Genomic DNA, 24129 nt, shown 5'->3' on the forward strand with positions numbered 1-24129 from the left:
CGAGGGTTCAGCGATAGCGTTGAAGGCATGGCTACCGAAACCAAGGACATCGCCCGCGCCGTCGAGGCCGCCGCCGTCATGGAACTGCTCCCGGCCCGGCCCCGGATGCTCGCCCTGGGCGAGCCCACCCATGGCGAGGACGCGCTGCTCGGCCTGCGCAACGAGCTGTTCCGGCGGCTCGTCGAGGAGGAGGGCTACCGGACGATCGCGATCGAGAGTGACTGCCTGGCGGGCCTGACCGTGGACGACTACGTCACCTCCGGCACGGGCACCCTCGACCAAGCCGTGGAGAGCGGGTTCAGCCACGGCTGGGGCGCCTTCGCGGCCAACCGCGAGCTCGTGCGCTGGATGCGAGCCCACAACGCCCGCGCCGACGCCGAGGGCCGGCCCGCCTCCGAGCGGCTCCGCTTCGCCGGTTTCGACGGTCCGCTGGAGATCACCCACGCCGCGAGCCCCCGGCAGGCCATCGTCGCGCTCCACCGCCACCTCGCGGCCCATGTGGACGCGGACCTGCTCCCCTGTGACGAGCGGACGCTCGACCGCCTGCTGGGCGACGACGCCCGGTGGACCGAACCGGCCGCGATGACGGACCCGTCCCGGTCGGTGGGACGGTCTGCCGAGGCGGACGGGCTGCGGCTGCTCGCCGACGACCTGGTGGCGTTGCTGGAGGAGCAGACACCCCACCTGATCGCGGCGGCCTCACGGGAGGAGTGGGAGAGGGCGCGCCTGTACGGGCGCGCCGCGACCGGTCTGCTGCGCTACCACTGCCGGATGGCCGACGCGTCACCGGCGCGTATGGCCCGGCTGTGCGCGCTGCGGGACTCGATGATGGCCGGAAACCTCCTCGCCCTCGCCGACCGGGGCCCGGTGCTCGTCCACGCCCACAACTCCCATCTCCAGCGGGGGAGGAGCACGATGAGGATGTGGGAGGGGCCGGTGGAGTGGTGGGGCGCCGGCGCGCTGGTGGGCGCCCGGCTCGGCGAGGAGTACGCCTTCGTGGCCACGGCTCTGGGCACGATCCGGCACCGGGGCGTGGACGCCCCGCCGCCGGACACCCTCGAAGGGCTCCTGTACGCGCTCCCCGAGGACCGCTGCCTCCTCGACGCCCGGCGGCTCGCCACGGCCCTCGGCGACACCCCGCCCGCGCCCCGGGTGTCGCCCTGGTTCGGCTACGCCCCCCTGGAGCCGGCCCGCCTGGCCGGCAGCGACGGGATCGTCTTCGTCAAGGACGTCGGGCAGGGCTGACCTGCGCGAAGCCGCGGACGCACCGCGTCCGCGGCTCTTTCCAGATTCCCGCGCCGCGCCTAGGGTCTGTTCGGTAAGCGCTTTCTGTCGCTGTCGGCCACCGAAGGAGCCCGAATCCGATGCCCCCGGTCACCCAACGCCTCCGCGCCGCCGTCGTCGGCGCCGGAGCCATCGCCACCGTCGGCCATCTGCCGGCTCTCGAAGCCCACGCGGACGAGGTCGAGCCGGTCGCCGTCGTCGACGTGGACACCGGACGGCTCGACGCCTTCCGCGCGCGGGCGGGCGAAAGGGTGGCGGGTTACACCGACCTGGCCCCGATGCTGGAGCGGGAGAGGCCCGACCTGGTGCTGATCGGCAGCCCGCCCTCCCTCCACCGCGAGCAGGCCGTGGCCGCGCTGCGCGCCGGAGCGTGGGTGCTGTGCGAGAAGCCGCTGTGCCTCTCCCTCGCCGAGTACGACGAGATCGCCGCCGCCGAGGGACCGGAGGAGGACGGCGGCCCGTACGCCACCGTCCTCCTCCAGCACCGCTACGGCTCCGGCGCCGTCCACGCCCGTGAACTGCTCGCCTCCGGCGCGCTGGGCGCCCCGCTCGTCGCACACTGCCAGACCACCTGGTACCGCGACGCCGCCTACTACTCCGTACCCTGGCGCGGCCGGTGGGCCACCGAGGGCGGCGGCCCCGCCATGGGCCACGGCATCCACCAGACGGACCTGCTGCTGCATCTGCTCGGCGACTGGGCCGAGGTGCGGGCCATGGCCGGACGCCTGGTGCACGAGGTGGAGAGCGAGGACGTCTCCACCGCCCTGGTCCGCTTCGAAAGCGGCGTGATGGCCACCGTCGTCAACAGCGTCCTGTCCCCTCAGGAGACCAGCCGCATACGGATCGACTGCGCCGACGCCACCGTCGAGCTCACCCATCTGTACGGCCACTCCAACGACGACTGGGTCTACACCCCCGCCCCCCACGTGGCCGGCGCCCCCGACGGGGCCGACCGCGTCCGCGCCTGGCGCACCCCGGCCGCCGACCTGCCCAGCTCCCACACCGCCCAGCTCGCCGCCGTACTGGCCGCCCGGCGCGCGGGCGTCCGGCCGCCCGGCAGCGGCCACGAGGCCCGCCGCACCCTGGAGTTCACCGCCGCCCTGTACAAGTCCGCCTTCACCGGGCTGCCGGTGCGCGCCGGCGAGATCGTCCCCGGCGACCCGTACCACACCGCCATGCACGGAGACCACCCCGACTGGGCGCCGGGCGCCCCCGTGAAGGAGGCGACCCGGTGAGCGCGCCGCTGACCGTCACCCACACCCACGGCGAGCGGATCTCCGTCGCCTGCGCCGGAGTGGAGCTGATGGCCTACGTGTACCGGCCCGACCCGGACGCCTTCGAGTCCCGCAAGCCCTACGCCCACCCGCTGCGCACCCTGGCGGGCCGCACCGTCACCGGCTACCGGCCCAGCGACCACCGCTGGCACAAGGGGCTGCAGATGACCGCCAGCCATCTGTCCGGGCAGAACTTCTGGGGCGGCAACTCCTACGTACACGGCCGCGGTTACCTGCCGCTGCGGGACCGGGTGGGGTGGATGCGGCACGACGGCTTCGACGCGGTGGACGTCCTCGGCCCGGACGGGGACCGGGTGCGCATGGCCGAACGGCTGACGTGGATCGAGAACGGCGGGCGGGAGTGGGCCCGCGAGACGCGCACCGTCGAGGTGCACTCGGCCGAGCCCGGGGAGGGCGCCTGGGCGCTGGACTGGTCGATCCACCTCGCCAACCTCCGCGCCGAACCGCTGGTGTTCGGTTCCCCGACCACCGCCGGGCGCGGGATGGCCGGCTACACCGGTCTCCACTGGCGCGGTCCGCGCGACCTCACCGGCGGCGACGTCCTCGGCCCCGGCGGCCGGGGCGGGAAGGGGGAGGCCGGCGCAGCGGCCATGATGGGCACTCAGGCCCCCTGGCTGGCCTTCACCGCCGAACGCGACGGGGCGGACGCGCACACCACCCTGGTCTTCGCCCACGCGCCCGGGAACGAGGGCGCGATCCACGCCTCCCACTGGTTCGTGCGCTCCGAGCCGACCCCGGTCGTGGCCTTCTCCTGGGCCTTCTTCGAGGAGTTCGAGCTGCCGCCGGGGGAGAGCTTCGCCTACCGCTACCGCGTGGTGGTGGCGGACGGCGCCTGGGACGAGGGCCGGGTGGAGTCCTGGCTCGGGGCGCACGGGTGGTGAGCGCACGGGTGGTGAAGACCGGGCGGCGAACACACGGTCGGTGAGCGCGTGGCCCGTCCGTCAGGTGCGCGCCTCCAGGTCGCGCCGGGTGTCGTCGCCGTACACGCCCTCCTCGTCGCCCCGGACGCCGTACCACTGCTGGTAGCGGGCGACGGCCTCGGTGACCTCGGCGTCGTAGCGGCCGTCGACCTCGCCGCCGGGGTAGACGCCCTGGATCTGCCGCAGCCGCCGCTGGAGCTCCTCCACCTCCGGACCGCTGTCGCCCTCCCGCAGCATGCCGGGCCCAGGGCGCCGCGACTGCTGGGAGGCGGGGTTGGGCGGCGGTGTGGCGGACGCCGACGGGGCGCGGGACGGCTGTGCGGGCGCGGACGGCGTGCCGTCCGGGGCGGACGGGGCGGCCGCGGGCGCGGAAGGCGTGGAGGGCCCGGGGTCCGGTGAGCCGGACGCGGAGGGCGTGCCGTCCGGCGCCGGGGCCGTCCGCCCGGGGGAGGGCGGCGGGCCGCCGGACAGCGGCGGGCGGGGGTCGGCGGGCGTCAGGACACCGGAGGCCACCAGCAGGGTCGCCAGGGCGGAGCCGATCGCGCCGGTGGTCAGGATCAGGGCGGTGGTGCGCGGGCCGCGGCGCCCGGTCAGGAAGCCGGTGCGCGGCTCGGGAGGCGCGGCGGGCCCGGACGGACCGGCCGCACCGCCCCGGTGGGCGCCGCCGGCCCCCGTATCCCGTGCACCGGCCCCGCCCGCGGACACGTCGCCACCGGCACCCTGCGGCGCGCCCGGCCCCGGGCGGTCCCACGGCCCCAGGGAGCGCGGCTCCCCGGCAGCCGGACGGCGCAGCCGCGACCTCGGGTCGGGACGCAACGCCATCTCCCCCCTCCTGTACCTCCTCCGCGCCCGCAGAGCGGGGCGCGGAGGGGACCGTCGTGCGCCCGTGCGAACGTTCCGCGGCGGACACGCACTCCACCGCGGCGCCGCGCCGCAGAGTACGCGATCGCTCACGGATGGTCCCCGGAGAGGACCTTACTCGGTCGCGCCCGTGCCGGAACCGGTCGTGCGCGGGCGGTGCACGGCTTCTTCACGTCCTCGCGCGCCGGACCCCTCCCCTCGGGCGCCCCGGGGTGCCCCGGGGTGCCCGAGTACGGTCAGGGGAACGGTCAGGGAGTGCCGGAGGCGTCGAGATAGACCCATGAGCCGGCGTGACGCACGAAGCGGCTGTGCTCCTCCATGACGCCCTCGCGCCCCCGCTCGGTGAAGTGGGCGCGGAAGGAGACGGTCCCCTCGGTGTGGAAGGGGCTGCCGCCGGTGGCGCCGAGGATCTCCAGACGCCGCCACCGGGTGTCCGGGTCCGTCTCCAGCAGCCTCGGCGCGGTGTCCGGATGCCAGGTGCGCAGCAGATACGCCCGGTCGCGCACCGCGAAGGCGCTGTAGCGGGAGCGCATCAGGGCCTCGGCGGTGGGGGCGGCCGCCTGCCCCCGGTGGAACCGGCCGCAGCAGTCGGCGTAGGGGGCGGGCAGCCCGCACGGGCAGGGCGCGCCGGGGGAGAGGGCGGGGGAGGCGGACGGAGCCTTCTGGCGCGGACGGGATCGGCGTCGGGACATGCCCCCATGGTGACCGCCGCGCGGACCGCGGTGCGCTCCGGGGCGCCGGCACCGGGGCACCCCGGCCCGGTCCCCCGTGTTTCCCGCCGCGGTACGGGGGAGACGGTCCCTGTCGGCACAGAGGGGCCCGGCGGGCCCGCCGGGCCCCTCTGTGCCGACAGGGACCGGAAGTCGGAGAGAGGGACACGTATGCCGCGACAGGACGGCGGGAAGCGGCCGCCGAAGAGGCCCGGAGGGCGGCGCGCCCGGCTGCCCCGCCCGGTGTACGAGAGGGAACTGCTCCGGCTCCAGGAGCAGTTGGTGATGATGCAGGAGTGGGTGCGCTCCACCGGAGCCCGGCTGGTCGTCGTCTTCGAGGGGCGCGACGCGGCGGGCAAGGGCGGGGCCATCAAGCGCGTCACCGAGTACCTCAACCCGCGTGTGGCCCGCATCGTCGCCCTGCCCGCGCCCACCGAACGCCAGCGCACCCAGTGGTACTTCCAGCGCTACGCCGAGCAGCTTCCGGCGGCCGGCGAGATCGTGCTGTTCGACCGCAGCTGGTACAACCGCGCGGGCGTGGAGCGTGTCATGGGGTTCTGCACGGAGGAGGAGCACGCGCGCTTCCTGCGCCAGTGCCCCGTCTTCGAGCGGCTGCTGACCGAGGACGGCATCCTGCTGCGCAAGTACTGGTTCTCGGTGAGCGACGAGGAGCAGGAGAGGCGCTTCCGGTCGAGGCTGGAGGACCCCATGCGGCGCTGGAAGCTGTCCCCGATGGACCTGGAGTCCCGCGTCCGGTGGGAGGCGTACTCGCGGGCCAAGGACGAGATGTTCGCCCACACCGACATCCCCGGGTCCCCCTGGTACGTCGTCGACGCGGACGACAAGCGGCGGGCGCGGATCAACATGATCGCCCATCTGCTGTCCGGCGTCCCCTACCGCGAGGTCGAGCCGCCGGAGCTGAGCCTGCCGCCCCGGCCGCCGTCCACCGGCTACCGGCGGCCGCCGAGGGAGACGCAGACCCTTGTGCCCGACCACGCCGCGACCCTGGAGGGAGCCGGGACGGACGGGACGGAGGGGAGCGGCGGATAGCCGCGCCCGTGCCGTGTGCCCGGCGTACGGGGGTCACGCCGGGCACACGGGGCCTGCCGGAGGCCACCCGCTTCCCGCGGGCTCCGATTGCGCGGTGCGCGGTCTCGCTCCGCTTCTCCGCGTCCGGTGGCCGCCTCCGACGGCCACCATCAGGACACCACGGACGGGGCCGGGGCGGCAGGGCCGACGGTCCCCCGCCTCCGGGGCCGGCCGGCCCCGGAGGCGGGGCGGGAAGGTCCTACCCTTGGAAGCATGAGCGGGGCCGCGGTCACCCTGTTCCTCTGCGGTGACGTGATGCTCGGCCGGGGCGTCGACCAGGTTCTCCCGCACCCCGGTGATCCGGCGCTGCGCGAGGCGTACATCCGGGACGCCCGTTCCTACGTCGAGCTGGCCGAGGCGGCCGGCGGCCCGGTGCCCCGGCCGGCCGGTTTCGAGTGGCCCTGGGGCGAGGCGCTCGCGATGATCGACGAGGTCGCCCCCGACGCCCGGATCGTCAACCTGGAGACCGCCGTCACGCGCGGCGGCGCGTTCGCGCCGGGCAAGGGCGTCCACTACCGGATGAGCCCCGCAAACCTCCCCTGCCTGTCGGCCGCCCGCCCCGACGTGTGCGTCCTGGCCAACAACCACGTCCTGGACTTCGGCCGCCTTGGCCTGGAGGAGACGCTCGACGCCCTGGCGGGCGCGGGAATCGCCACGGCGGGGGCGGGGCGGGACCTCGCCGCCGCGCGGCGGCCCGCGACCGTACCCCTGGAAAACGGGCGGCGGGTGGTGGCCCTGGCCTTCGGCATGCCCTCCAGCGGCATACCGCCGTCCTGGTCCGCCGGTCCCGGCCGGCCCGGCGTGGACGTCGTGGACGAACCCTCGCCGGCCGCCGCTGCCGCCGTGGCCGAGCGGATCCGCCGGGTCAGGCGGCCGGGGGACGTCGTGGTCGCCTCGGTCCACTGGGGGCCGAACTGGGGGTACGAGGTCTCCGGTGAGGAGGCCGGCTTCGCGCACGCCCTGATCGACGGCGGCGCGGACATCGTCCACGGCCACTCCTCGCACCACCCCCGTCCCCCGGAGGTGTACCGGGGAAGGCTCGTGCTGTACGGCTGCGGCGATCTGGTGAACGACTACGAGGGCATCACCGGCTACGAGCGGTACCGGGACGACCTGCGGCTGCTGTACTTCGTCCGGCTGGAGCCGGACGGCCGGACGGCCGGTGTGCGGATGGTGCCGTTCCAGGCGCGGCGGATACGGCTGCGCCACGCCTCGCGGGAGGACGCCGAATGGCTGCGGGCGGTCCTGGACCGCGCCGGCCGCGGCCTCGGCTCGCGTGTCGACCGCGAGCCGGACGGGTCGCTCGCCCTGCGGTGGTGACCCGCCGCACCGGCGCCTCTCGGCCCTCGGCCCCTCGGCCGCTCACGGCGTCGTCGCTCACGGCGTCCGTCGGCGCCTCAGGCCGTCCGCGCGGGGCGCGAGTCGTCGACGGCGAGGGTGACGGCCAGCACGCCGAGGACGGATCCCATGGCGTACCGCTGGATCCTCAGCCAGGAGGGGTGCCGGGACAGGAGGGCCGCGATGGAGCCGGCGGCCAGGACGATGGCCAGGTTCACCGCCAGACTGACCGCCACCTGGACCGCACCGAGCGCGAACCCCTGGAGGAGGACGTGCCCGGCCCCCGGATCGACGAACTGGGGGATGAGCGAGAGGTACATGACCGCGATCTTCGGATTGAGCAGGTTCGTCGCCAGCCCCATGACGAACAGGCGGCGGGGCGGGTCGTGCGGAACGTCCCGCGGGGCGAAGACCGCCGCTCCCCCCGGCCGGAGGGCCTGCCAGGCGAGCCACGCCAGATACGCGGCTCCGGCGAGCTTCACCGTGGCGTACAGCCCGGGGACGGCCAGGAAGACGACCGACAGGCCCAGGTTCGCGGCCGTGAGGTAGACCAGGAAACCGAGGGCGACGCCGCCGAGCGACACGATTCCGGCGCGCCGCCCCTGGGCGATGCTCCGCGAGACGAGGTAGATCATGTTCGGCCCCGGGGTCAGGACCATCCCCAGGGAGACCACCGCGACGCCGAGCACCGCACCTGTTCCGAGCATGGCCTGTGTCCGCCTTTCCGGAGCCGGTCCGCGGCCGCCGGGCCGCCCGCGGGAAGTACCGCCCGTCGAGCGTATGTTCCGGCATGCATCGATGCAATGCACTATATTGCTCTCGGTGCAATGACGTGACCGGACGGCACCGGCGGCATCGGCTGGGGCGGTGGCGGCTGTGGCGGCTGTGGCGGTGGCGGACGAAGCGGAAGAGACCGGCGAGGGGGTCCTGTGGACGACTACCGGCGGATCGCCGACGGCATGGCGGCCGACATCGCCGCCGGGCGGCTGCGGCCGGGCGACCGGCTGCCCACGCAGCGGGAGTTCGCCCGGCGGCGCGGCATCGCGGGCTCCACGGCCGCCCGGGTCTACCGCGAGCTGGCCCGCCGGGGCCTGACGGTCGGCGAGGTCGGCAGGGGGACCTTCGTCCGGGCCTCCGCCCGCACGGCGGACCCGGCGGTGGCCGAGCCGGCCGAGGGGCGCATCGATCTGGAGTTCAACCATCCCGTGGTGCCCGGGCAGTCGGCGCTCCTCGCGGCCGGGATCGCGCCGCTGCTGCGCCCGGACGTCCTGGAGGCCGCCACGCGCCCCGTCGGCCCCGCGGGCACGGCCGCCGCGCGGGGCGCCGCCGCCGGACTGCTGGCTCGGGGCGGCTGGCGGCCGGACCCGGACCGGGTGCTGTTCGCGGGGGGCGGGCGCCAGGCGATCGCGGCCGCGATCGCCGCGCTGGTCCCGCCGGGCGGGCGGCTGGGAGCCGAGGAGCTGACCTATCCGGTGCTGCGGTCCGTGGCGGGCCGGCTGGGGGTGGAGGTCGTCCCGCTGTCGGTGGACGGGGAAGGGGTGGTCCCGCAGGCCGTCGCCGAGGCTCACCGCGCCGCACCGCTGGCAGCCGTCTACCTCCAGCCCACCGTCCACAACCCGCTGGGCCTGGTGACGCCGCCGCGGCGGCTGGCGGAGCTGGCGGAGGTGCTCGGCCGGCTGGGCGTTGCCGTGATCGAGGACGCCGTCTGGGCCTTCCTCCGCGACGTGCCGCCGCTGGCCGCCCTGCTCCCGGAGCGCACGGTTCTGGTCGACAGCCTCTCCAAGCGTCTGGCCCCCGGGCTGACCGCGGGGTATGCCGTCGCCCCGCACGCCCTCGTGCCCGCCGTCGCCGCGGCGCTGCGCTCCGGGGGGTGGGGGCCCGCGCGCTTCGCCCTGGACGCGGCGGGGCGCTGGTGGGCCGAGGGGGCGGTGGACGAGATCGTGCGGGCCAAACGGCGGGACGCCTCCGCCCGCCGGGAGATCGCCGCCCGCCGACTGGAGGGCTTCGCGGTCGGCGGCGACCCGTCCTCGTACTTCTGCTGGTGGGAGCTGCCGCCTCCGTGGCGGGCCGACACCTTCGTCGCGGCCGCCGCCCGGCACGGCATCGCGGTCACCCCGTCGGCCGCGTTCGCCGCCGACGGGCTCCGGGCCCCCCACGCCGTACGCCTCGCCCTCGCCTCGCCGCCGCCGGACGTCCTCGCCCGCGCGCTGGACACCCTCGCCGCCCTCGCCCGCTCGGGGCCGGAGCAGGCCTGCGCCGAGTGACCTTACGCGGACGCGGGCCCTTACGGGGCAATGTGGGCGGCGGCCACCGGCGCGCAGGTGAACCTGTGGCTCCGGCATGTTCGAGTGATCTGCGTCACGCCCTACGGTGCAGGCATTGATTGTCAGGTCCCTTTCAGGCGTAAGGACCCCCCTCATGAGAACCATGAACCTCCTGCGCCGCGCGGGCGTGCTGCTGGGCACGCTCGCGCTGGCGTTCACCGGGCTGTCCGCCGCCCCGGCGGCGGCCGCCGGCCTCGAGCGCGTCACCGGCTTCGGTTCCAACCCGGGCGCGCTGACCATGTACCGCTACGTCCCCGACGACCTGCCGGCCGGTGCCCCGGTCGTCCTCGTCCTGCACGGCTGCACCCAGGACGCGCCCGGCTTCGTGACGACCTACGGCTGGCGCGCGTACGCCGACAGCCGGGGCTTCGCGCTCGTCGCCGCCCAGCAGGAGACGGCCAACAACAGCTCCCGCTGCTTCAACTGGTTCCAGAGCGGCGACACCTCGCGCGGGCGGGGCGAGGCGCTGTCGCTGCGTCAGATGGCCGGCCACACCGTGAGCGCGGTGGGGGCCGACCCGTCCCGGGTGTACGTCGCCGGGTTCTCCGGCGGCGGCGCGATGGCGGCGAGCGTGCTCGCCGCCTACCCGGACGTGTTCGCGGGAGGCGCCGTGCTGGCCGGCGTGCCGCACGGCTGCGCCACCGGCATGGTCGGGGCGTTCGGCTGCATGAACCCGGGCGTCACGAAGACCGCCGCCCAGTGGGGCGATCTGGTCCGCGCCCAGAACCCGGGATACGGCGGCCCATGGCCGTCGGTCGCGATCTGGCACGGCGCCTCCGACACCACGGTCGCCCCGGCGAACGCGGACGAGCTGGTGAAGCAGTGGACGAACACGCACGGCACGGATGCCACCGCGGACGGCTCGGCCTCGCTGCCCGGAGGGGTGACGCGGAAGGACTACGACTCCTCCGCGGGCACCGTCGTGCGCGACTACCGCGTCACCGGCATGGGGCACGCCGTCCCGGTGCGCCCGTCGGAGGGCTGCGGAACGACCGGCGCGTACACCGCCGACCTGATGTGCTCGACGGCGTACATCACCGCCGACTGGGGCCTGGGCGACACCGACCCCGGCGACCCCGGCGACCCGGGCGACCCCGGCGACCCGGGCGACCCGGGGACGCCCGCCTGCTTCACGGCGAGCAACTACACCCATGTGCAGCAGGGACGCGCCACCGTCCGCTACGGCTACACCTACGCGGTCGGCTCCGGCGACGCGCTCGGGCTGTGGAACGTCTACACCGTCACCTCCCTCGCCGAGACCGAGCCCGGCTGGTACGAGCGGACGGCCTCCTGCGGCTGAGCTGTCCGTCGCGGCCCGCCGCCCGGAGCCGTACGCCCCCGGCCCGCCCGGGGGCGTACGGCGCGCCGTACGGCCGGCGCACCGCTCCCCAACAGCCGGTGAACACTCGCCGGAAGCCGGACACGCCACTTCGCCGGAGCCCGGCCCGCTCGTATGTTTGACGGCCCTTCACCATGTTCTCCACGGGGGGCGGACAGGCCATGGACATGCTTCGGTGGGAAGTCGTTCTCGCGGTGCTCGGTGTGCTCGTGCCGATCGTCGCCGCGCTCTACGAGTTCGTCTTCGTCGGACGCAAGCGACTGGGCTACCGGGTGCAGATGGACACCACCGCCACCGACGCCGTCCACGCCCAGTTCGCGGGGGTCCAGTACGCGGGGGCGCTGCAGCAGTTGCAGGACGGCGACGGCACCCGGCTGGTGGACCCGTCCTTCGTCCTGCTGCGAGTGGAGAACAGCGGCGCGACCCACATCGACATCGACGACTACGCCGTCCTCCCCGACGACAGGGTCGGTGTCCGGGTCGAGTTCCCCGGGCGCAGGGTCGCCGGGATGGTGGTGACCGAGCTCAGCGACGACTTCCTGCGCCCCTGCTTCAGCGACGACTCGGGTCTGAGCGTGCGCGACGGCGTCATCGAACTCCCCAAGGTGCCGCTCAACCGCTCCGCCCACTACAAGGTCCTGGCCGCCCTGGAGCGCACCGGCGGTGCGGGGGCCGGCGCGGACCCGCAGGCGCCGTTCGAGCCGCCCAGGGTCATAGGCGGGATCAAGGGCGGTGTGGGCAACGGCGGCATACAGGAGACCAGGAGCCAGACCGGGACGCCCTGGCGGGCCGTCGCGCTGGTCTGCTTCCTGGTCCTGGTCATCCTCGGGCAACTCGCCTTCTCCGTGCTCGGCCGCGACGACACCGCGGCGCCGCTGGACTGCGCCGGCGGCAAGCTCACCCTCACCGGGTCCACGGCCTTCGAACCCGTGCTGCGGGAGGCCGCGGAGGCGTACCGGGAGACCTGCGGCGAGCAGGACGTGACGTTCCACCACGACTACCGGGGCAGCAAGGGGGGCCTGGAGGCGCTGATGAGTGAGAGCAAGGGGAGGAACACCCGGATACTGGCGTTCACCGACGGGGCCAAGCGGGACGACCAGCCGCTGCTGCTGCCGCGTCCGGTGGCCTTCACCCTCTTCACTCTCGTGATCCACGAGGACGCCGGGGTCCAGGACCTCACGCTGGAGCAGATCGGGGACCTGTACGGCGGGAGGATCACCAACTGGAAGGAGGTGGGAGGAGCGGACCTGCCCGTCCGTCTGGTGAGCCGACTGAGCAACTCCGGTACCCGCGGCGTCTTCGAGGAGCGGATCTTCAGCGGATCGCGGAACCTCGCGCGCACCTCCGACGACTGCCTCACCCTGCTGCCCGGCACGCCGCGCGGCCCGCTCAACTGCGAGCGGGGCTCCACCACCGAGGTGCTGGACGAGGTGGCGCAGACGCCCGGAGCCATCGGCTACAGCGGCCTCGACGAGGCGTCCGGCCGGAAGGACCTGCGGCTGGTGCGCATCGGCGGACAGCGGGCCACACTGGAGGCGGCCGACCACGGGGTCTACCCGTTCTGGGAGACGGAGTACGCCTACACCTACGGCGAGCCCCCCGCCAGGTCCCTGGCCGCCGGCTTCCTGCGCTATCTGACGAACGAGGTCGGCAGGGACATCGTGCGCTCCCGCGGCCACCGCCCCTGCACCGAGCTGCAGAACCCGGTGCTGTGCCGCCCCGAGCCGCGGCGGCCGGGGGCGGGGGAGGGCGCCGGCGGATGACCGCCGCCGCGCCCCGGTGCGGACGTGAGCGCCACCGCCCGGACGTGCGGCTCCGGGCGGCGGCCCCCGGGAACCTCTGGTATGCCTTGAATGCCGCGAAATTCTCGAATGTCGTGGATACCGCTCGAATCGGACGAGGCGAACTGGAGATCATCGTGTCCGAACGCAACACGCTCGCTCGCAGCCTGCACGACCTGGGGATGGGCGCATGGTTCGGCGGCTCCCTGATGGGCGCCGTGGGTCTGAACGGCGTCGCCAGGGAGTGGGAGGACGCCGCGGCCGGCGACAGGATCGCGAGCACCGGATGGGCGAAGTGGACGCCGGTCAACGGGCTGGCCATCGCCGCCCACCTCGCGGGCGCCGCCTCCCTGCTGGCGTCCAACATGTACCGCGTGGAGCACCAGCGGGGAGTGGGGGCCTCCTCGGCGATCAAGACCGTCCTGACCGGCGCGGCCCTGGCGGCGACCGCCTACAGCCGCGCCATGGGCAAGAAGCTGGAGATGGCCACCTCCACCGACCCGGACAAGGCGGCCGGGTCCCAGCACCACCCGGCCTCCATGGAGGACGCCGAGCGGCAGCTGCGCTGGGCCCAGTGGAGCATCCCCGTCCTGACCGGCGCGCTCACAGTCGTCAGCGCGCTCCAGGGCGAGCAGCAGAAGCCGGTCGAGCAGAAGGCGGGCATGATGCGCAAGGCCACCGCCCGCCTGGGCATGGGCTGATACCGGACACCGAGTACCGGGTACCGGGTGCCGGACCGAACGGTGCGTCAGCGGCCGGCGGCGTTCGCCACGAGGCCGCCCCGCGCGGCCGCCGGCGTACCGCCGCCGGCCAGCACGCGCTGCCGGTAGTCGCTGGGCGAGGTGCCGTAGGCGACGCGGAAGGCGCGGCTGAAGGCGGAGGGGTCGGTCAGACCCCACCGGGCGGCGACGGAGTGGATGGGCGTGCGGTGCAGGGCGGGGTCGGACAGGTCCTGCCGGATGCGCCGCAGCCGCTGGTCGCGCAGGAACGCCGAGACGGTGGAGCCCTCGTCCCGGAACAGCCGGTGCAGATGGCTCAGGGAGATGTGGTGCGCCGCCGCGATCGCGGGCGGGGACAGATGCGGGTCGTGCAGGTGCCGGCGTATGAAGGCCTGGACGCGCAGCAGCAGGGCCCGCCGCTGGTCCTCCGGCGGCAGCGCGTGGTCGCTCTCCAGGGCGTGGGCGAACAGGGCGGACAGCAGGTCGACCGCGACCGCGGCCAGCCGGGGCCCGTCGGACGGCCGGTAGCGGGCGGAGTCCGCCGCCACCGTGGTCAGGAACTGCGCCAGCAGCGCCCCCATCCCCTCCCGCGCCGACAGGCTGCGACGGGTCAGCCCGGCCAGCCGCTCCGGCGGCAGGTGCAGCAGGTCCCGGGGGACCTCCAGCCCGATGCCGCTGTACGGGCCGTCGTCGTCGCCCGCCCACATCTCGCACGGGCGCGAGGTGTCCACCACGCACAGGGAACCGGGACCGTGGCCGTCCGCGCGGCCCTCCCGGGCGACCCTCAGCCGCCCCCGCAGCGGCAGGGACACATGGACGGTCCGCGGGTCGTGCCGCCGGGCCAGCTCCGGGGTGCGCCGCAGGACGGCGGGCGCGAACTCCGCGGGCCACACCGTGACGGCCCCGAGGCTCAGCACGCGCAGCCGGGCCCGGAAGTCCGCCCGGTGGGGGCTGTCCGCCTCCAGGGGCGCGTGGGCCCGCCGGACCAGCTCGCACCAGCGCCCGAACCGCTCGGCCGCGGGCACGTCCTCGCTCGCGAACGCCGTCTCGTACACCATGTGTTCCTCCTTCTCCCCGGTCGTGTCCCCCGCCGCCGGCCCGGCCGGAGCACACCGGCCCGTCCGGCCATGCCCGAGCACCGAGTCTCGGCCGGAAGGCGTTGTCAGGCAGGCCCGTTCCGCCGCGCCGGACAATTCGCGGCCGGTGCGCGGCACGTGCCGGGGAAGGAGGCGACAGTGCGGAGCGCGGGCTTGTCGGCCGGTCGCGGGGGGCCTACGGTGGCGCCCGATCGCGGACGCGGCGGGCGGACGCGACGGGGGAGGACATGCGATGGGGCGCCGGGAGAAACCACTGGATCCGGCCGCCGGCCCGGTGCAGCGGTTCGCCGCCGAACTGCGCGAACTGCGCCGGGCGTCGGGCGGCACCACCTACCGGGCGATGGCCCAGCGGGCGCCCTACTCGGCGGCGACCCTGGCCGAGGCGGCGGCCGGCCGCAGACTGCCCACGCTCCCGGTCGCCCTGGCCTACGCGCAGGCCTGCGGCGGCGACCGACAGGAGTGGGAGGAGCGCTGGCGCCGGGCGTGTGCCGACGTACTGGCCCAGCCGTCCGGCACGGACGGCGCCGACGCACCCTACCCGGGGCTGAGACGCTTCCAGCCGGAGGACGAGAAACGCTTCTTCGGACGCGAGCAGCTCACCGGCGACCTCGTACGCCGGGTGGGGGAGAGCCGGTTCACGGCCGTCGTCGGCGCCTCCGGCAGCGGCAAGTCCTCGCTGCTGCGCGCGGGGCTGATACCCGCCCTGCGCTCCGGCGCCGCCGCGGTGCGGCCGGCCGCCATCCGCGTCTTCACCCCCGGTCCGCACCCGATGAGGGACCACCCCCGCCTGCTCGCGCCCGCCTCCCACGCCCCCGACGCGGACACGGTGGTCGTCGTCGACCAGTTCGAGGAGGCCTTCACCCTGTGCCGCGACCCCGAGGAGCGCAGGGAGTTCACCGACCTGCTGCTGGCGGCCCGCCGCCCCCGCAGCCGGCTGCGGGTCGTCGTCGCGGTCAGGGCGGACTTCTTCGGCCACTGCGCGGGCCATCCCGACCTCGCCGACGCCCTGCGGGACGCCACGCTCCTGGTCGGGCCGATGACCCCGGCGCAACTGCGCCGGGCCATCGTCCGCCCGGCCGCCGACGCGGGCCTGATCGTCGAACGCGCCCTCACCGCGAGGCTGGTGGACGAGGCGACCGGCGAGCCCGGAGGACTGCCGCTGATGTCCCACGCCCTGCTGGAGACCTGGCGCCGGCGCCGCGGACGCGCGCTGACCCTGGCGGCCTACGAGGCCGCCGGCGGCATACGCGGCGCCATCGCCCAGACCGCCGAGGACCTCTACACCCGGCTGGACCCCGACCAGGCCGCCGCCGCCCGCGGGATCCTGCTGCGGCTGGTCAACCCCGGCGAGGGGGCGCCCGACACCCGGCGCCCCACCGACCGCGGCGAACTGGGCGCGGACGGCGCGGGCCGCACCGTCGAGGCGGAGGTGCTGGAGCGGCTGGCGCGGGCCCGTCTGGTCACCCTCGACGGCTCGGCGGTCACCCTGGCGCACGAGGCGCTGATCGCGGCCTGGCCCCGGCTGCGCGGCTGGATCGAGGCGGACCGGCGGCGGCTGCTCGTCCACCGGCAGCTGACGGAGGCCGCGCAGGTCTGGCACTCCCTGGACCGCGACGCGGGATCCCTCTACCGGGGCGCCCGGCTCGCGGCGGCCCGGGACCGGCTCGGCGGCACGGGGGCCGGTCTCACCGCGCTGGAGCGGGAGTTCCTGCTGGCCAGCGAGGCCGCCGAGAAGGCGGAGGCCGAGGACGCCCGCGCCCGGACCATGCGGCTGCGGCGGCTTTCGACGGTGCTGTCCGCCCTGCTGGTGCTCTGCGCGACCGCGATCGCGGCGACCTTCCAGCAGTACTCGATCGCCCGTGAGCAGCGGCGCGTCGTCACCTCGCACGAACTGGCCGCCCAGGCCGACTCGATGGCCGGGGAACGCCCGGAGGCGGCGGCGATGCTGGCCCTGGCCGCCTTCCAGCGGGCCGACGTCCCCGAGACGCGCAGCAGTCTGCTGTCCGCCTACGCCCGTTACCGGGCCGACCGGTTCGCCGGACAGGCCGGCACCGTGTCGGCGATGGAGTTCTCCCCGGACGGCCGCACCCTGGCCACGGCCGGGGGCGGTCACGGCGTCAGACTGTGGGACACGCGGGCCCGCCGGGTGGCCGCCACCCTCGCCGGCCACACGGACCGGGTGAACGATGTGGCCTTCTCCCCGGACGGCCGGCTGCTGGCCACCGCGGGCGACGACCGCAGCGTCAAGCTGTGGGACACCCGAACCCGCCGGGTGGCCGCCACGCTCACCGGCCACACCGGCCAGGCGACGACGGTGGCGTTCTCCCCGGACGGCCGCACCCTGGCCACCGGCGGCGGCGACGGGACCGTGCGGCTGTGGGACGTCGCGAAGGAGCGGCAGACGGCCGTCCTGTCCGGACACACGGGCGAGGTGACGGCCGTGGCGTTCTCCCCGGAGAGCGGCACCCTGGTGACCGGCGGCGTCGACGCCACCCTGCGCATGTGGGACACCGGGACGGGCCGCGAGAGCGGCACCCTCACCATCATGAGGAGCGCGTCGACCGGGCAGCGCAGCCCGGTCCACGACGTGGCGTTCTCCCCGGACGGCGGCACCCTGGCCGCGGCCGGCACCGAGATCACCCGGCTGTGGGACACCGCGACCTACCACTACCGCAAGACCTCCTCGGTGACGGGCCGCCGCGAACACGCCCACCGGGAACTGGCGTTCACCCCCGACAGCCGTACCCTCGCCATCACCGGAGCCGACGGCACCGTCAGGTTCTGGGACACCGGCGACCACCGCACGACCGCCACCATCACCGCCGGAGAGGACCCGGCCGCCTACGAGACGGCACTGTCCCCCGGCGGCCGCGTCCTGGCCGTGGCCGACGGCGAGGGCCGGGTGCAGTTGTGGGACACGGCCACACGGCAGCGGACCGCCCTCCTGGGCACCGCAGCGCCGTTCTCCCGGCTGGCGGCGTTCTCCCCGGACGGCCGCACCCTGGCCACCACCGGATCCGCCGACGGGGCGGTGGAGCTGTGGCGGACGGGCGGACACCGCCGGCTGCGCACCCTGGAACACGGAAGCGACGTGCACGCGGCGGTCTTCTCCCCGGACGGCCGCACCCTGGCCACCGGCACCGCCGACGGCACGGTCCGGCTGTGGGACGCCGCCTCGGGACGGCGGCGGGCCGCCCTCACCGGTCACACCGGCGGAGTGACGGCCATGGCGTTCTCCCCGGACGGCCGCACCCTGGCCACCGGCACCGCCGACGGCACGGTCCGGCTGTGGGACGCCGCCTCGGGACGGCGGACGGCCGTCCCGAGGCGGCACACCGACCGGGTGCGCGCGCTGGCGTTCTCCCCGGACGGCCGCACCCTGGCCACGGCCTCCGCCGACCGCACCGTACTGGTGTGGGAGGTGCGCGACCGGCAGGTGCGGATCTCCCTCACCGGCCACGAGGGCCCGGTCACCGGCGTGGCGTTCTCCCCGGACGGACGTCTGCTGGCGACCGCCGCCGGAGGCCGTGTACGGCTGTGGGACACGGCCTCGTACCGTACCGCCGTCACCCTCACGGGCCACCCCGACGGCGCCGAGCACGTGGCGTTCTCCCCGCGCGGCGAGACGCTGGTCACCGCGGGGACGGGCACGATCCACCTGTGGGACACCGCCTCGCGCGACACGGTGGCCACGCTCACCGGCGACGGGGAGATCTCCGCCATGGCCCTGAGCCCGGACGGCCGGACGCTGGCCACCGCGGGCGAGGAGAAGCGCCTGTGGAGGCTCGACGCCGCCGAGGTGGCGGCCGAGGTCTGCCGGGCGAGGCGGACCCACCGGTGGTCCGAACTGGTCTCGGACCTGCCGGCGGCCCCCTCCTGCCCGTGAGGCCTCACGGGCAGGAGGATGGCGCGGCCCTTTACGTGAGTGTCATGCACGGATAAATTCTTGGCACCGCAACAACTTGCGGAAATATTACGGCAGTTGTTTCAGGGCTGCCGCTCCACCGTTTCACCGCACTGCCCGGCCGGTTCCCGAGGCGCGTCAGGATCCGGTCCTCACGGGGGCTGTGCGGATACGCCGTATCCGCACAGCCGACGACCGCCGCGGCTCCGGCAGCCGCGGCCCTGCCCTGGAGACGCGCATGAAGATCGGTACATCTCCGCCGCCACGGCGCTCGTCGGCGGCTGCCGTCGCGGTCGTCGTGGCGAGCGGCCTGCTGGCCCTGCCCGCGGTGGCACCGCCGGGCGGGACCGCCCCCGAGACCGTGCCCGTCGCGGCGGAGGCCGGGCACACCGCGACGGTCTTCTACCACACCGGGACCAGGAACTGGTCCGAGTACAACCTGCACTGGGCGCCGGACGGCGGGCAGTGGACGGCCGTGCCCGGGGAGGCGATGGAGGCGGCCTGTACGGACTGGGTGAAGAAGACCGTCGACCTGGGCGGCGCCTCCGGGCTGCAGGCCACCTTCAACGACGGCTCGGGAACCTGGGACAACAACGGCGGGCGGAACTACGACCTGGGCACCGGGAACATCACCGTCAGGGACGGCGCGGTCGCCCACTCCGACCCCTGCGCGGGAGCCGAACCGGACCCGGGCGAGGGGGACGGCGAGGGGAGCACCGCCACGGTCTACTACTCGACGGCCGCCCTGGGCTGGTCCACCGCCAACATCCACTACCGGCCGGACGGCGGCACGTGGACCGAACCGCCCGGCGCCGGCATGGAGGCCGCCTGCGCCGGCTGGTGGAAGCACACCGCGGACCTGGGCGGCGCCGGTTCGATGAAGGCCGCCTTCAACAACGGCAACGGGGTCTGGGACAACAACAACGGGACCGACTACACCATCGCCGCGGGAGTCGCCACCGTCGAGAACCGGACCGTCACCCAGGACGCCGCGGACCCGTGCGCCGAGGAGGAGCCCGACACACAGGCCCCCACCGCGCCCGAGGGGGTGACCGCGAGCGCCGACGGCACCTCGGTCGTGGTCTCCTGGGAACCGTCCACCGACGACCGGGGAGTCACCGGCTACCAGGTGACCCGTACCGGCGGGACCAAGGGCACGGCCGTCACCGACGTCCGCTCCACCGTCTTCTCCGACACGGATCTGGAGGAGAGGACCGCCTACGCCTACACGGTCAGGGCCGTGGACGCGGCGGGCAACCTCTCGGCCCCCTCCGCCGAGGCCGGGGCCACCACCGGCGAGGAACCGCCCGCGCCCGCCCGGGGCAGGCCGCTGGGCACCGACCCGCGCAAGGACCCGATCTACTTCGTCCTCACCGCCCGCTTCAACGACGGCGACTCCTCCAACAACCGCGGCGGGAACCAGCACGAGAGGTCCGGCAACGCCGCCAACGACGACCCCATGTTCCGCGGCGACTTCAAGGGGCTGATCGACCGGCTCGACTACATCAAGGGGCTCGGCTTCTCCGCCGTGTGGGTCACCCCCGTGGTCCTCAACCGCTCCGACTACGACTACCACGGCTACCACGGCTGGGACTTCTACCGGGTGGACCCCCGCCTGGAGTCCGCCGGCGCCTCCTACCAGGACCTGATCAACGCCGCCCACGCCAAGGGCATGAAGATCTACCAGGACGTGGTCTACAACCACTCCTCCCGCTGGGGCGCCAAGGGACTGTTCACTCCGACCGTCTACGGGGTGCGCGACAGTCAGTGGAGCTGGTACTACGACGAGCCGAACGAGGGTTTCGAGTACGACGGCCTGACGGTGGACCCGAAGTCCGGCAAGGCCCACTACAACGGGGACCTGTGGTCGACGGCGGAGCCGGCCGGCAACACCTGCCTGAACTGGGGCGAGCCCACCGGCGCCAGAAGTCCGGAGGGGTACACGGTCTACAACTGCCAGTGGCCCAGCCCCACGTCCGGCATGTTCCCCCGGGCCCTGTACCACGACTGCTGGATCGGCAACTGGGAGGGCGAGGACTCCCGCTCCTGCTGGATCCACGAGGACCTGGCCGACTTCGACACCGAGAGCGCGGCCGTGCAGAACCATCTGATCGGCGCCTACAACAAGTACATCGACATGGGCGTGGACGGCTTCCGGGTGGACACGGCCGTCCACATCCCGCGCACCACCTGGAACCGCCGTTTCCTGCCGGCCATCCAGGAGCGCGTCACACAGCGGTTCGGCGCGGAGGCGGCGAGGAACTTCTTCGTCTTCGGCGAGGTCGCGGCCTTCGTCAACGACAAGTGGAACCGCGGGTCGGTCAACCACTCGGCGCAGTTCTACACCTGGAAGGAGCGCAAGGAGTACAGCGCCGACGACGCCGAGGCGGCGCTGGAGATGTACGAGTGGGAGCAGGCGCGGGGCCCGGCCGGCCAGCCGGCCTCGGACAACGCCTTCCTGCACGGCAACGACTACCACGCCCCCGATCACAGCCGGTTCTCGGGCATGAACGTCATCGACATGCGCATGCACATGAACTTCGGCGACGCCCGGAACGCCTTCCACAACGGCAAGGACTCCGACGACAGTTACAACGACGCCACCTACAACGTCGTCTACGTCGACAGCCACGACTACGGGCCCAACAAGAGCGGCGACCGCTACACCGGCGGCACCGACGCCTGGGCGGAGAACATGTCGCTGATGTGGACCTTCCGCGGCATCCCCACCCTGTACTACGGCTCGGAGATCGAGTTCCGCAAGGGGGCGAAGATCGACTGCGGGCCCACCTGCCCGCTGGACACCACCGGTCGCGCCTACTTCGGCGACCACCTCGCCGGAAGCGTCACCGCTTCGGACTTCTCCGAGGTGGTTTCGGCCACCGGGGCGGTCGCCGAAACCCTGGACAAGCCGCTGGTCAGACATGTGCAGCGGCTCAACCTGATCCGGCGCGCGGTGCCGGCCCTGCAGACGGGCCAGTACTCCACCGAGGGGGTCAGCGGCGAGATGGCCTTCAAGCGCCGCTACACCAGCGGCTCCACGGACAGCTTCGCGCTGGTCACCGTCACCCACGGCGCCACCTACACCGGCATCCCCAACGGCACCTACACCGACGCCGTCACCGGGGAGACCCGGCAGGTCACCGACGGAAGGCTGGCCGTGGACGCCCCGGGCAAGGGAAATCTGCGCGTCCACGTCCTGAACGGCACCGGGAAGATCGGGGCGGACGGCCCCTATCTGAAGTGATCCACTCTCCGGGGTGACCCGCCCCGTGCGCCCCGGACCGGCCCTCCCGCCCGCCCGGGGCGCACGGACCCGGGATCGGTGGAGGCCGGTGTTCCCGTGACGGTCACGGGATCTTCCCACTGTGCTGTTGGCAGGGACATGTCTATATGGGAGGCTCCGCATATCGAACAACCGTCGGCAGTCCCTGATCAGGGGCTCATCGAATCGAAAGGACATCCCCACATGTCCCGCTCCCGTGGGTCCGTGGCCGGAGGCATAGCCCTGGCCGCGGCCGCCCTGCTGGCCGCGGCCGTCCCCACCTCCGTCTCGGCCGCCCCCGCCCCCGTTCCGTCCGCCGCGCTCCCGGCCTCCTCGGCGGACACCTACTACGCGTCCGCCGAGGGCAAGACCGGCACCGCGCTGAAGGCGGCACTCAACGACATCATCAGCGAGCAGACCAGACTCTCCTACAGCCAGGTCTGGGACGCGCTGGGGGACACCGACGAGGACCCCTACGACCCGGACAACGTGATCCTGCTGTACAGCGGCCGCTCCCAGTCGAAGTCCGAGCACGGCGGCAACCTGGGCGACTGGAACCGCGAGCACGTGTGGGCCAAGTCCCACGGTGACTTCGGCACCAGGACCGGGCCCGGCACCGACCTGCACCATCTGCGCCCCACGGACGTACGGGTCAACAGCATCCGGGGGAACAAGGACTTCGACAACGGCGGCAGCGCGGTCTCGGGGGCCCCCGGCAACTACACCGACGGCGACAGCTTCGAGCCCCGCGACGCGGTCAAGGGCGACGTGGCCCGCATGATCCTCTACATGGCCGTGCGCTACGAGGGCGAGGACGGCTTCGCCGATCTGGAGCCCAACGACCGGGTGGGCAACGGATCGGCGCCCTACCACGGGCGTATCGGCGTCCTGAAGCAGTGGCACCGGGAGGACCCGCCCGACTCCTTCGAGCGCAACCGCAACGAGGTCATCTACAACGAGTACCAGCGCAACCGGAATCCGTTCATCGACCGCCCCGAGTGGGTGGAGGCCATCTGGTGAGACCGGGCCTCCCGCCGGCCCGGCGATGAGGGAGGCGTAAAGGCGCCGCGGACCGGCCCGGCCGGTGCCGCGGCGCCGGTGTCTCAGGCCTTCCCGGACCCGGCGGCCGCGGCGCTCTCCCGCCTGGTGCCCCGCTGCCACCAGCGGCGGCGGGGCGGATGGACGGCACGGCCGATACGGCGGCCGAGCAGCAGGTAACCCAGCAGCGCGCCGGTGGTGTTGAGGATGACGTCGTCGACGTCGAACGCCCGGCCCGGCACGACGGCCCCCTGCACCAGCTCCACCGCCACCATCACCGCCGCGGTCAGCAGGCCCACCCGCAGCAGTCCGCGGGCGCGCGGCCAGGCCACCGGCAGCAGCACCCCGAACGGCACCCCCAGGGCGATGTTGCCGCCGAGCTGTTTGACGGTGTCGCGGAACGCGGGCTGGTTCAGGTAGCCGCGAATGGAGTCGCCCGGCCGCAGGTTGCTGTGCGCCAGTGCCTCCGATGCGTGCGACGGTGTCAGGGTCAGCCTGGCGAGGGCGACGGCGAACAGCACCGTCGCCGCCAGGGCCACCACCATCACCAGCGCCCGTACCAGGGGCGACCGGGGGGCGGCGGGCTCCCCGCGTGCCGCTGTGGTCGTGTCGGAGCCCGCGCTCCTCCGCGGAAGACCGTGCCTCATCCGTCGCACCCCCGGTCGTCGTCGGCCGTCGGCTGTGCGGCACGCAGAGCGCGCCGTGTACGCCGGGTACCCCGGGGTAACGGTCCGCATGCGGTGCAACACCGCCGCCGGGAAGCGTTTCTGAGGCATGGTCGGTTCGGGTGACGGTGCGTCAGCGGACAGCGGACAGCGGACAGCGGACAGGGGGCGCGGGGCCTGTCGGCCGGGCGGGCGGGGCCGTTGGTCCCCGCCCGGTGTTCCCCTTTCGGCCCTGTGGCGGACGCGGCGGGACGGGCAGCATCGTCGTTGCGGCTGTGGGGAGCCGCGTGGGGGGAGCAGGACGAGGCGGCCCGGGAGGAGCGGCCCGGGCCACCTCGTCCTGCCCGAAGTCTCCGCGGCCTCGCCCGGCCTCTCGGCACGGCCGCCCGGGCGGGCGGTGACATTGCCCGCGGATACCCCCGCGGGTATTTGTGGTTCCTCCGGGCGATGCTCTACCCTCGGCCTCGTAATACCCCCCTGGGTATGCGAGGAGATGCTGG

Annotated in this window: 17 protein-coding genes; 12 read left to right on the forward strand and 5 right to left on the reverse strand. The window is 74.3% G+C overall.

Annotation, left to right across the window (positions count from 1 at the left end; translation table 11 throughout):
- The first annotated feature begins 27 nt into the window (after positions 1 to 27).
- The 3 genes from CUT83_RS25205 (at position 28) to CUT83_RS25215 (ending at position 3460) form a co-directional block, all read left to right on the forward strand.
- A complete protein-coding gene (locus CUT83_RS25205) occupies positions 28 to 1245 on the forward strand; it encodes an erythromycin esterase family protein (protein WP_101258126.1) in 1218 nt (405 codons plus the stop codon).
- A 119-nt stretch (positions 1246 to 1364) separates the two neighbouring features.
- A complete protein-coding gene (locus CUT83_RS25210) occupies positions 1365 to 2519 on the forward strand; it encodes a Gfo/Idh/MocA family protein (RefSeq protein ID WP_101258127.1) in 1155 nt (384 codons plus the stop codon).
- Positions 2516 to 3460 (forward strand): DUF6807 domain-containing protein, encoded by a 945-nt coding sequence (locus CUT83_RS25215; protein WP_101258128.1) that lies wholly within the window; start codon positions 2516 to 2518, stop codon positions 3458 to 3460. Before CUT83_RS25210 ends, CUT83_RS25215 begins: the two co-directional genes overlap by 4 nt.
- A gap of 60 nt (positions 3461 to 3520) precedes the next feature.
- Here CUT83_RS25215 and CUT83_RS30580 read toward each other — a convergent pair whose 3' ends face one another.
- Together CUT83_RS30580 and CUT83_RS25225 are read right to left on the reverse strand one after the other, a co-directional pair.
- A complete protein-coding gene (locus CUT83_RS30580; RefSeq protein ID WP_173915149.1) occupies positions 3521 to 4321 on the reverse strand; it encodes a peptidoglycan-binding domain-containing protein in 801 nt (266 codons plus the stop codon).
- A 287-nt stretch (positions 4322 to 4608) separates the two neighbouring features.
- Positions 4609 to 5052, reverse strand: coding sequence for a YchJ family protein (locus CUT83_RS25225; RefSeq protein WP_101258129.1), 444 nt, complete (start codon positions 5050 to 5052; stop codon positions 4609 to 4611).
- Positions 5053 to 5241: 189 nt separating this feature from the next.
- Here CUT83_RS25225 and ppk2 point away from each other — a divergent pair, with 189 nt between their 5' ends.
- Together ppk2 and CUT83_RS25235 are read left to right on the forward strand one after the other, a co-directional pair.
- Positions 5242 to 6120: a polyphosphate kinase 2 gene (gene ppk2 / locus CUT83_RS25230; RefSeq protein ID WP_101258130.1), complete on the forward strand. Its 879-nt coding sequence runs from the start codon at positions 5242 to 5244 to the stop codon at positions 6118 to 6120.
- 252 nt (positions 6121 to 6372) lie between these two features.
- The gene (locus CUT83_RS25235) at positions 6373 to 7479 is read left to right on the forward strand and encodes a CapA family protein (protein WP_101258131.1); all 1107 of its coding nucleotides are present in this window, start codon (positions 6373 to 6375) and stop codon (positions 7477 to 7479) included.
- Positions 7480 to 7556: 77 nt separating this feature from the next.
- Here CUT83_RS25235 and CUT83_RS25240 read toward each other — a convergent pair whose 3' ends face one another.
- Positions 7557 to 8204, reverse strand: a complete 648-nt coding sequence (locus CUT83_RS25240) for a LysE family translocator (protein WP_101258132.1) — start codon at positions 8202 to 8204, stop codon at positions 7557 to 7559.
- Positions 8205 to 8426: 222 nt separating this feature from the next.
- Here CUT83_RS25240 and CUT83_RS25245 point away from each other — a divergent pair, with 222 nt between their 5' ends.
- The 4 genes from CUT83_RS25245 to CUT83_RS25260 all read left to right on the forward strand — a co-directional run bounded on the left by CUT83_RS25245 (position 8427) and on the right by CUT83_RS25260 (position 13642).
- Entirely contained in the window at positions 8427 to 9761 is a 1335-nt protein-coding gene (locus tag CUT83_RS25245) for an aminotransferase-like domain-containing protein (RefSeq protein WP_101258133.1), read from the forward strand.
- A 154-nt stretch (positions 9762 to 9915) separates the two neighbouring features.
- Complete coding sequence (locus tag CUT83_RS25250; RefSeq protein ID WP_101258134.1) at positions 9916 to 11121, forward strand: extracellular catalytic domain type 1 short-chain-length polyhydroxyalkanoate depolymerase; 1206 nt, start codon at positions 9916 to 9918, stop codon at positions 11119 to 11121.
- A 200-nt stretch (positions 11122 to 11321) separates the two neighbouring features.
- Positions 11322 to 12923 carry a substrate-binding domain-containing protein gene (locus CUT83_RS25255; RefSeq protein WP_101258250.1) on the forward strand — a complete coding sequence of 534 codons (1602 nt, stop codon included), beginning with the start codon at positions 11322 to 11324 and terminating at the stop codon, positions 12921 to 12923.
- Positions 12924 to 13036: 113 nt separating this feature from the next.
- Complete coding sequence (locus tag CUT83_RS25260; RefSeq protein WP_338154117.1) at positions 13037 to 13642, forward strand: hypothetical protein; 606 nt, start codon at positions 13037 to 13039, stop codon at positions 13640 to 13642.
- A gap of 47 nt (positions 13643 to 13689) precedes the next feature.
- On the opposite strand, the gene CUT83_RS25265 is transcribed toward CUT83_RS25260, so the two are convergent.
- Positions 13690 to 14718 carry an AraC-like ligand-binding domain-containing protein gene (locus tag CUT83_RS25265; protein ID WP_101258136.1) on the reverse strand — a complete coding sequence of 343 codons (1029 nt, stop codon included), beginning with the start codon at positions 14716 to 14718 and terminating at the stop codon, positions 13690 to 13692.
- A gap of 271 nt (positions 14719 to 14989) precedes the next feature.
- Here CUT83_RS25265 and CUT83_RS25270 point away from each other — a divergent pair, with 271 nt between their 5' ends.
- The 3 genes from CUT83_RS25270 (at position 14990) to CUT83_RS25280 (ending at position 22946) form a co-directional block, all read left to right on the forward strand.
- Positions 14990 to 18643 (forward strand): WD40 repeat domain-containing protein, encoded by a 3654-nt coding sequence (locus tag CUT83_RS25270; protein ID WP_101258137.1) that lies wholly within the window; start codon positions 14990 to 14992, stop codon positions 18641 to 18643.
- Between the two features lie 256 nt (positions 18644 to 18899).
- Entirely contained in the window at positions 18900 to 21908 is a 3009-nt protein-coding gene (locus CUT83_RS25275; protein WP_101258138.1) for a carbohydrate binding domain-containing protein, read from the forward strand.
- Between the two features lie 222 nt (positions 21909 to 22130).
- Complete coding sequence (locus tag CUT83_RS25280) at positions 22131 to 22946, forward strand: endonuclease I family protein (RefSeq protein WP_101258139.1); 816 nt, start codon at positions 22131 to 22133, stop codon at positions 22944 to 22946.
- An 83-nt stretch (positions 22947 to 23029) separates the two neighbouring features.
- Here the strand turns inward: CUT83_RS25280 and CUT83_RS25285 are convergent, their stop codons facing one another.
- The gene (locus CUT83_RS25285; protein WP_240958201.1) at positions 23030 to 23611 is read right to left on the reverse strand and encodes a VanZ family protein; all 582 of its coding nucleotides are present in this window, start codon (positions 23609 to 23611) and stop codon (positions 23030 to 23032) included.
- Positions 23612 to 24129 lie beyond the last annotated feature (518 nt).

The sequence above is a fragment of the Streptomyces barkulensis genome (assembly GCF_002843305.1).
In the GTDB taxonomy this organism is placed as follows: Bacteria; Actinomycetota; Actinomycetes; order Streptomycetales; family Streptomycetaceae; genus Streptomyces; species Streptomyces barkulensis.

Bases quoted from the DNA above. Each gene is read 5' to 3' on its own strand.
- CUT83_RS25205 (WP_101258126.1), top strand. From the start codon at position 28: ATGGCTACCGAAACCAAGGACATCGCCCGCGCCGTCGAGGCCGCCGCC.
- CUT83_RS25210 (WP_101258127.1), top strand. From the start codon at position 1,365: ATGCCCCCGGTCACCCAACGCCTCCGCGCCGCCGTCGTCGGCGCCGGA.
- CUT83_RS30580 (WP_173915149.1), bottom strand. From the start codon at position 4,321: ATGGCGTTGCGTCCCGACCCGAGGTCGCGGCTGCGCCGTCCGGCTGCC.
- CUT83_RS25225 (WP_101258129.1), bottom strand. From the start codon at position 5,052: ATGTCCCGACGCCGATCCCGTCCGCGCCAGAAGGCTCCGTCCGCCTCC.
- ppk2 (WP_101258130.1), top strand. From the start codon at position 5,242: ATGCCGCGACAGGACGGCGGGAAGCGGCCGCCGAAGAGGCCCGGAGGG.
- CUT83_RS25235 (WP_101258131.1), top strand. From the start codon at position 6,373: ATGAGCGGGGCCGCGGTCACCCTGTTCCTCTGCGGTGACGTGATGCTC.
- CUT83_RS25240 (WP_101258132.1), bottom strand. From the start codon at position 8,204: ATGCTCGGAACAGGTGCGGTGCTCGGCGTCGCGGTGGTCTCCCTGGGG.
- CUT83_RS25250 (WP_101258134.1), top strand. From the start codon at position 9,916: ATGAGAACCATGAACCTCCTGCGCCGCGCGGGCGTGCTGCTGGGCACG.
- CUT83_RS25255 (WP_101258250.1), top strand. From the start codon at position 11,322: ATGGACATGCTTCGGTGGGAAGTCGTTCTCGCGGTGCTCGGTGTGCTC.
- CUT83_RS25265 (WP_101258136.1), bottom strand. From the start codon at position 14,718: ATGGTGTACGAGACGGCGTTCGCGAGCGAGGACGTGCCCGCGGCCGAG.
- CUT83_RS25270 (WP_101258137.1), top strand. From the start codon at position 14,990: ATGGGGCGCCGGGAGAAACCACTGGATCCGGCCGCCGGCCCGGTGCAG.
- CUT83_RS25275 (WP_101258138.1), top strand. From the start codon at position 18,900: ATGAAGATCGGTACATCTCCGCCGCCACGGCGCTCGTCGGCGGCTGCC.
- CUT83_RS25280 (WP_101258139.1), top strand. From the start codon at position 22,131: ATGTCCCGCTCCCGTGGGTCCGTGGCCGGAGGCATAGCCCTGGCCGCG.
- CUT83_RS25285 (WP_240958201.1), bottom strand. From the start codon at position 23,611: ATGAGGCACGGTCTTCCGCGGAGGAGCGCGGGCTCCGACACGACCACA.